Here is a 4351-nt window from a genome sequence, read left to right as displayed (position 1 = left end):
GAGGCCTGCGAGGCCTTTGTGCAGCAGATGCAGGGGCTGGTGGAGGAGGTGCCGCTGCCCGACGTGGTGCAGCGCGCGCTGGCGTGGCACGCCACCGTCAACGACGCCGAACTCGCGCTGGCGCTGCACCACGCGTTCCATCACCAGGCCGATGCCCTCAGTCCCACGCTGCGTGAGCGCCTGCGCCGCGCGCAGGACATCCGTGCCGTCGACTACCTGCTGGCGCGCGACCGCATGGCGCATGTGGCGGCGGCCTTCGACGAATACTTCGACCGCTACGATGCCATCCTGACGCCGGCGGCCCTGGGCGCAGCGCCGCGTGGCCTCGACTCCACGGGCGATCCGATCATGCAGACCGTATGGACCTTTGCCGGGCTGCCCATGGTGACGCTGCCGCTGCTGCAGCTGCAAGACAACCTGCCGCTCGGTATCCAGGCGATCGGCGCCGCACGGCAGGACGCGCGGCTGCTGCGCTCGGCGCGCGTGCTGGTCAACACTTTTGTGGAACGGGCCGCCTCATGACCCCCTCCTCCCGCGTCGCCGGCCTGATCGGCTTTGTGCTGCTGGCGCTGTTTTTCGCGCCCTATGTCATCAAGCTGGGCAGCCTCGACATCACCCTGTTCCTGCTGGGCGGACTGACGCTGGCCGCTTGGGACGCCTGGACCACGCGCTGAGTCCGTGCAACGCCGCCGGGCGGTGGCCGGGGGCACCTGCAGGCGCTTGGCAGGATACGGTATTTCCGATACCATAGGGGGTATATATGCAGACCATTGGCGGTCTGTGTCGTTTGCATTCCCCGCTGCCCATGACCACCGTCCACGACCCCGAGCGCAAGAAAGCCCTGTTGCTGCGTCTGAAGCGCGTCGAGGGGCAGTTGCGCGGTATCCAACGCCTGATCGAAGCCGATGCGGACTGCGAGCAGGTGGCGCAGCAGTTGGCTGCCGCCCGCAAGGCGCTGGACAAGTCGTTCTTCATGATGGTGGGCTGCGTGATGGCGCAGGGCGACACGCCGGCGGACGACGTGGCCAAGCTGCTGGCGCGCTTTGCCTGACGTGCGCCCGGGTTACCATCCGCGGCATGAATCCGATCCAACTCTTCGACCCCGATTCGTGCACCTACACCTACGTGCTGTTCGACGTCGACACGCGCGAGGCGGTGATCATCGACCCGGTGGACGAGCAGCTCGAGCGTGATCTGGCGGTGCTGCGCGAGTACGGCCTGCGCCTGCAGTGGGTGCTCGAGACCCACGCCCACGCCGACCACATCACCAGCGCCCTGCGGCTGGCCGAACACACGGGGGCGCACACCGCGGCGCCGGCGGCGTGCGGCATCACCAGCGTGCACCGTGCGCTGCGCGACGGCGACGAGATCGCTTTCGGAGCCGAGCGGCTGCGCGCGTTGGCCACTCCGGGGCACACGGCCGGCAGCATGAGCTACTTCTGGGCCCGTGCCGACGGCCGCCGCCACGTGTTCACCGGCGATACGCTGCTCATCGACGGCTGCGGTCGCACCGACTTTCAGTCCGGTGACGCAGGCGCCCTGTACGACAGCTTGACGCGCGTGCTGTTTGCGCTGCCCGACGACACCGTGGTGTGGCCCGGTCACGATTACCACGGCCGCACGCACTCCACCATCGGCCACGAGAAGGCGCACAACGCGCGCGTGGCCGGGCGTACGCGCGAGCAGTTCGTCGCACTGATGAACAGTTTGAACCTGCCGCGCCCGCGCCGCATGGACGAAGCGGTACCGGCCAACCTGCGCGGTGGCGTGCGGCACGACGCGGCGGGCGCCGAAATGGAGGCGCCGCGCCCCGCGCAGGGCTACGCGGGCGATATCGCGCCGACGCTGGCCTGGCAGTGGGTGCAGGCCGGGCAGGCGCTGCTGGTGGATGTGCGCACCGATGCCGAGCGTGAGTGGGTGGGCTACGTGCCCGGCGCGGTGCCGCTGGCCTGGAAGCAGTGGCCCGGCATGCAGCCCAACCCGGCCTTCGACGATGGCGTGCGCGCGCTGCTGGCGCAGGGCGAGCGCCCGCTGCTGATGCTGTGCCGCAGCGGCGCGCGCTCCATCGCGGCGGCGCGCCGCGCCACCGAGCTGGGCGCCACCGCTTACAACATCCTCGAAGGCTTCGAGGGCGACCCGGACGAGCACGGCCAGCGTGGCCACCGCGGTGGCTGGCGTTTCCGCGGCCTGCCCTGGCGCCAGAATTGAGCGCGCCGACCGGCAGGCGCCGCCCCCGTGGGGCGTTTATGATGGTTTTATGAATGCGCCGCCGACCGCCACCACCGCTTCGACCGCCCTGCTTGCGCTGGACGTGGGCAACACCCGCCTGAAGTGGGCGCTGTACGAAGCCCCAAACCCCGGCGCGCGGCTGCTCGCGCACGGGGTGCAGTTTCTGGAAAATATCGAAACGCTGGCCGGGGGCGACTGGCGCGCCCTGCGGGCGCCGCGCTGGGTGCTGGGCAGCATCGTGGCGGGTGCCGGCGTGCGCAACCGGGTGGAGGAGCAGCTGGAACTGTGGGATGCGCCGGTGCACTGGGTGGTGCCCACCCAGGCCGAAGCCGGCCTGACCAACGGCTACGACCACCCGGCGCGCCTGGGCTCCGATCGCTGGGTGGCAATGATCGGTGCGCGCCAGCGGCTGTTGGCGCGCGGGCAGGGCGACCGCCCGTGCGTGGTGGTGATGGTCGGCACCGCGGTCACCGTCGAGGCCATCGACGCCAGTGGCCGCTTTCTGGGGGGCATCATTCTGCCCGGGCACGGCATCATGCTGCGCGCGCTGGAGTCGGGCACCGCCGGCCTGCACGTGCCCACCGGCGAGGTGCGGCCCTTTCCCACCAACACCAGCGACGCACTGACCAGCGGCGGCACCTACGCCATTGCCGGTGCGGTACAGCGCATGGTGGACAACCTGCGCGCCCACTGCGGGCAGGAGCCGGTTTGCTTGATGACCGGCGGTGCCGGCTGGAAAATGGCCCCCTACATGACGGTGCCATTCGAGCTGGTCGAGGGCCTGATCTTCGACGGGCTGCTGGCCATCGCCCGCAACCGCTTCGGCCAGCCGCAGGGGTGCGCGGTACGTGATCCGGGGGGCAGCGCCCCGTTGCCGCATCAAGCCTGACGCGCCAGCCAGCGCGTCGCCAACATCACCCAGTAGGTGGCCCCCAGCGGGATCAGCGCGTCGTTGAAGTCGTAGCGCGGATTGTGCAGCGTGCAGGGGCCGGCGTCATGACCGGGGCCATAGGCCGCGCGGTGCGCGCCGTCGCCGTTGCCAATGAACACATACGCCCCCGGTTTGGCTTGCAGCATGAAGGCAAAGTCTTCGGCACCCATCGTGGGCTCCTGGGGCTGCACGTGGTCGGCGCCCACGATGTCGCGCGCCACCTCGGCCGCGAAGGCGGCCTCAGCCGCACTGTTGACGGTGGGCGGGTAGTTGCGCCGGAACGCAAACGTCGCCTGGGCGCCAAAGGCCGCGCACAGCTGCTGCGACAGCGCGCGCATGCGCTGCTCGATCAGGTCCAGCGCCTCGGTGCTAAAAGTGCGCACCGTACCCTGGATGGTGCAGGTATCGGGCACCACGTTGGTAGCCTCGCCGGCCTGGATCATCGTCACCGAAATGACGCCTGGCTCCACGGGCCGAAGGTTGCGCGTCAGAATGGTCTGCAACGCCTGCACCAGCTGGCAGGCCACCGGCACCGGATCGACCGTGGTGTGCGGCAGCGCCGCGTGCCCGCCTTTGCCGCGCACCGTAATGTGAAATTCGTTGCTGGAAGCCATCACCGGACCCGGGCTGACCGCGAACTGCCCCACCGCCAGCCCAGGCCAGTTGTGCATGCCAAAGACGGCCTGCACCGGAAAACGCTCGAACAGCCCGTCGGCGATCATCTCGCGTGCACCGCCGCCGCCTTCCTCCGCCGGCTGAAAGATCAGCACCACCGTGCCGTCGAAGTCGCGATGCCGGGCCAGGTGCTGCGCGGCGGCCAGCAGCATCGCGGTGTGGCCGTCGTGTCCGCAGGCGTGCATGCGGCCCGGGTAGCGGCTGGCGTGCGCGAAGGTGTTGCGCTCCGTCATCGGCAGCGCATCCATGTCGGCGCGCAGCCCCACGGCGCGCCCGCACGCGCCACCATCGCGCCCGTGCACGACGCCCACCACCCCCGTCTTACCCAAGCCCCGGTGCACGGGGATGCCCCACTCGGCGAGCAGCGCGGCCACTCGATCAGCGGTGCGCACCTCTTCGAAACCCAGCTCGGGGTAGGCGTGGAAGTCGCGCCGGATGGCGGCGAAGGCCGCTGCCTGCGCGACGATGGGCTCGATCAGCTTCATGAACGGCATCGTAGCGCGAAGTCGCGCGCGG

General features: G+C 70.1%; 6 protein-coding genes and 1 pseudogene. 6 read left to right on the top strand and 1 reads right to left on the bottom strand.

Annotation, left to right across the window (positions count from 1 at the left end):
* The 6 genes and pseudogenes from V7Z54_RS09450 to V7Z54_RS09425 all read left to right on the top strand — a co-directional run.
* Window positions 1-522, top strand: a 522-nt coding sequence (locus tag V7Z54_RS09450; protein WP_334136115.1) for an amidase family protein, incomplete at its 5' end; no start/stop codon positions are given.
* Window positions 519-674 (top strand): hypothetical protein, encoded by a 156-nt coding sequence (locus V7Z54_RS09445; protein WP_334136114.1) that lies wholly within the window; start codon window positions 519-521, stop codon window positions 672-674. The genes V7Z54_RS09450 and V7Z54_RS09445, both read left to right, overlap by 4 nt.
* Window positions 675-805: 131 nt before the next feature.
* Entirely contained in the window at window positions 806-1051 is a 246-nt protein-coding gene (locus V7Z54_RS09440; RefSeq protein ID WP_334136113.1) for a metal-sensitive transcriptional regulator, read from the top strand.
* Between the two features lie 26 nt (window positions 1052-1077).
* Window positions 1078-1773 (top strand): annotated as a pseudogene (locus V7Z54_RS09435) (MBL fold metallo-hydrolase); the annotation flags it as partial.
* Between the two features lie 21 nt (window positions 1774-1794).
* Window positions 1795-2208, top strand: coding sequence for a rhodanese-like domain-containing protein (locus tag V7Z54_RS09430; protein WP_334136116.1), 414 nt, complete (start codon window positions 1795-1797; stop codon window positions 2206-2208).
* Window positions 2209-2257: 49 nt separating this feature from the next.
* Complete coding sequence (locus V7Z54_RS09425; protein WP_334136112.1) at window positions 2258-3118, top strand: type III pantothenate kinase; 861 nt, start codon at window positions 2258-2260, stop codon at window positions 3116-3118.
* Here the strand turns inward: V7Z54_RS09425 and V7Z54_RS09420 are convergent.
* Complete coding sequence (locus tag V7Z54_RS09420; RefSeq protein WP_334136110.1) at window positions 3109-4320, bottom strand: M20 aminoacylase family protein; 1212 nt, start codon at window positions 4318-4320, stop codon at window positions 3109-3111. The two genes, V7Z54_RS09425 and V7Z54_RS09420, sit on opposite strands and share 10 nt — an antisense overlap.
* Between the last annotated feature and the right edge of the window lie 31 nt (window positions 4321-4351).

Origin of the sequence: Tepidimonas sp. (assembly GCF_036824975.1) — a bacterium.
Lineage (GTDB): Bacteria > Pseudomonadota > Gammaproteobacteria > Burkholderiales > Burkholderiaceae_C > Tepidimonas.
This window is presented reverse-complemented; position numbering and strand designations above follow the sequence as displayed.

Coding starts and splice junctions, on each gene's coding strand:
- V7Z54_RS09445 (WP_334136114.1), top strand. CDS start 519: ATGACCCCCTCCTCCCGCGTCGCCGGCCTGATCGGCTTTGTGCTGCTG.
- V7Z54_RS09440 (WP_334136113.1), top strand. CDS start 806: ATGACCACCGTCCACGACCCCGAGCGCAAGAAAGCCCTGTTGCTGCGT.
- V7Z54_RS09430 (WP_334136116.1), top strand. CDS start 1,795: ATGGAGGCGCCGCGCCCCGCGCAGGGCTACGCGGGCGATATCGCGCCG.
- V7Z54_RS09425 (WP_334136112.1), top strand. CDS start 2,258: ATGAATGCGCCGCCGACCGCCACCACCGCTTCGACCGCCCTGCTTGCG.
- V7Z54_RS09420 (WP_334136110.1), bottom strand. CDS start 4,320: ATGAAGCTGATCGAGCCCATCGTCGCGCAGGCAGCGGCCTTCGCCGCC.